Raw genomic sequence first — 2,381 nt, 5'->3', positions numbered from 1 at the left:
ACGGCCGTTCCGACCGGGACGACGTCCACGCCGGCCGGGTCGGGCAGGCCGGTGGTGTTCGCCGCGACCAGGGTGACCCGGGCTCCGCGGGCGGCGGCCGTACGGGCGAGGGCGTAGCCCTGCTTGCCGGAGGAGCGGTTGCCGAGGAAGCGGACCGGGTCGAGGGGCTCGCGGGTGCCACCGGCGCTGACGACGACATGGCGGCCCCGGAGGTCCGGCTCGATGACGCCCCGGGCCAGGACGCGGCGGCAGACCTCGAAGATCTCGCCCGGGTCGGGCAGCCGGCCCTTGCCGGTGTCGACGCCGGTGAGCCGCCCGACGGCGGGCTCGATGACGACCGCGCCGCGGCGGCGCAGCGTCGCCACGTTCTCCTGGGTGGCCGGGTGCTCCCACATCTCCGTGTGCATGGCGGGGGCGAAGACGACCGGGCAGCGGGCGGTGAGCAGGGTGTTCGTCAGGAGGTCGTCGGCGAGGCCGTGGGCGGCCTTGGCGAGCGTGTCGGCCGTGGCCGGGGCGACGACCACCAGGTCGGCCTGCTGGCCGATGCGCACATGCGGCACCTCGTGGACGTCGTCCCAGACCTCCGTCGAGACGGGGTTGCCGGACAGGGCGGACCAGGTCGCGGCACCGACGAAGTGCAGGGCGGAGGCGGTGGGAACGACACGGACGTCATGACCGGACTCCGTGAGTCTGCGCAGCAGCTCACAGGCCTTGTACGCGGCGATGCCGCCACTGACCCCCAGAACGACCTTGGGCTTGTCCACCGTCTCTCCCCGGACTCGGCAACGTACGACTCCACACTGCATCATCGCGGGGGACGACCCCGCACCCCCGAGCAGACCACAGGCCCGGCAGTCGCGCTGCCGGGCCTGTGGATAAGACTGCTGCGAGCAGAAAATACTACTGCGCCGGGCCCTCGACGGCCTCGGAGGTCAGCAGCCCCGCGTTGATCTCGCGCAGGGCGATCGAGAGCGGCTTCTCGTGGACGTGGGTGTCGACGAGCGGACCGACGTACTCGAGGAGGCCCTCGCCGAGCTGCGAGTAGTACGCGTTGATCTGGCGGGCCCGCTTGGCCGCGTAGATCACGAGGCTGTACTTCGAGTCGGTGGCCTCGAGGAGCTCGTCGATCGGCGGGTTGATGATGCCCTCGGGCGCGGAGATGGAAGAGGACACGCTCTACCTTCCGATGGATGGGAAAGAATCAGTCAGGGTGATCAGTCAGTCACGATCACACGACGTCCATCAAGGCTAGCAGCTCGCGCGCCACGTCCTCGACGGAGGTGTTGACCAGGGTCACGTCGAACTCCGGCTCGGCCGCCAGCTCGACCTTCGCGGCCCGAAGCCGGCGCTCGATCACCTCGGGCGGCTCGGTGCCCCGGCCGGTCAGTCTGCGGACCAGCTCCTCCCAGGAGGGCGGGGCCAGGAACACCAGCTGCGCCTCGGGCATGGACTCACGAACCTGCCGGGCGCCCTGGAGGTCGATCTCCAGCAGGACGGGCTCGCCCGCCTCCAGCCGCTCCAGTACGGCCGCACGCGGCGTGCCGTAGCGGTTGCCGGCGAACTCGGCCCACTCCAGCAGCTCGCCGTTGGCGATCAGCTTGTCCATCTCCTCGTCGGTGACGAAGAAGTAGTGGACTCCGTGCCGTTCGCCGGGGCGGGGCTTGCGGGTCGTCGCCGAGACCGAGAGCCAGACCTCGGGGTGTTCCTTGCGCAGATGGGCGACGACCGTGCTCTTGCCGACCCCGGAGGGTCCGGAGAGCACGGTCAGCCGCGGACGTTCGCTCATGCAGCGATTATTCCAGCAATCCGGGAGTGCCCGGGACCAGTCCCGGTGTCCCGGAGGAAGTCAGGAACCGGTGCTGCCGAACTCGCGCTCGAGGGAGGCGATCTGGTTGGACCCGAGACCACGCACGCGGCGGCTCTCGGAGATGCCGAGTCGCTCCATGATCTGCTTGGCGCGGACCTTGCCCACGCCCGGCAGGGACTCGAGCAGGGCGGAGACCTTCATCTTGCCGATGACGTCGTTCTCCTGGCCCTGCTTGATGACCTCGTGAAGGGAGGCGCCGGAGTGCTTGAGTCGATTCTTGACCTCGGCCCGCTCCCGGCGAGCCGCGGCGGCCTTTTCGAGCGCGGCTGCGCGCTGTTCGGGGGTAAGGGGCGGAAGAGCCACGCCTACGTCACCTCGGATGTCGAACTGTCGGATACGGACCGGTGAGGAACCTAGTCGCCCCACACCTGGGGAGCCACGAGCAACACGCTTGCCCGTTCACTCTCGTCGGAGACTAGCGGTCAAGTCCGCCAGAGTCAGCGAGAACAGCGGAAAAGTCCTGGTCAGCCTCTGTCAGGACAGGATATTTCAGACATACTGCCCTGGATTTGAG

4 protein-coding genes are annotated in these 2,381 nt (G+C 69.1%); all 4 read right to left on the bottom strand.

Features of this window, described 5'->3' with window-relative positions:
• Nucleotides 1-764: bifunctional phosphopantothenoylcysteine decarboxylase/phosphopantothenate--cysteine ligase CoaBC (gene coaBC, locus ACTWQJ_RS50240; RefSeq protein WP_443313021.1), on the bottom strand; the 764-nt coding region annotated here is incomplete at its 3' end.
• Between the two features lie 136 nt (nucleotides 765-900).
• The gene (rpoZ, locus tag ACTWQJ_RS50235) at nucleotides 901-1,173 is read right to left on the bottom strand and encodes a DNA-directed RNA polymerase subunit omega (RefSeq protein WP_003988945.1); all 273 of its coding nucleotides are present in this window, start codon (nucleotides 1,171-1,173) and stop codon (nucleotides 901-903) included.
• A gap of 55 nt (nucleotides 1,174-1,228) precedes the next feature.
• Nucleotides 1,229-1,786 carry a guanylate kinase gene (gene gmk / locus ACTWQJ_RS50230; protein ID WP_129796809.1) on the bottom strand — a complete coding sequence of 186 codons (558 nt, stop codon included), beginning with the start codon at nucleotides 1,784-1,786 and terminating at the stop codon, nucleotides 1,229-1,231.
• A 60-nt stretch (nucleotides 1,787-1,846) separates the two neighbouring features.
• Nucleotides 1,847-2,170, bottom strand: coding sequence for an integration host factor (locus tag ACTWQJ_RS50225; RefSeq protein WP_003977346.1), 324 nt, complete (start codon nucleotides 2,168-2,170; stop codon nucleotides 1,847-1,849).
• Between the last annotated feature and the right edge of the window lie 211 nt (nucleotides 2,171-2,381).

It is taken from the genome of Streptomyces sp. KR55, assembly GCF_052245645.1.
Taxonomy (GTDB): domain Bacteria; phylum Actinomycetota; class Actinomycetes; order Streptomycetales; family Streptomycetaceae; genus Streptomyces; species Streptomyces flavusporus.
The sequence above is the reverse complement of the archived record's forward strand: the minus strand, read 5'-3'. Positions and strand labels throughout refer to the sequence as shown.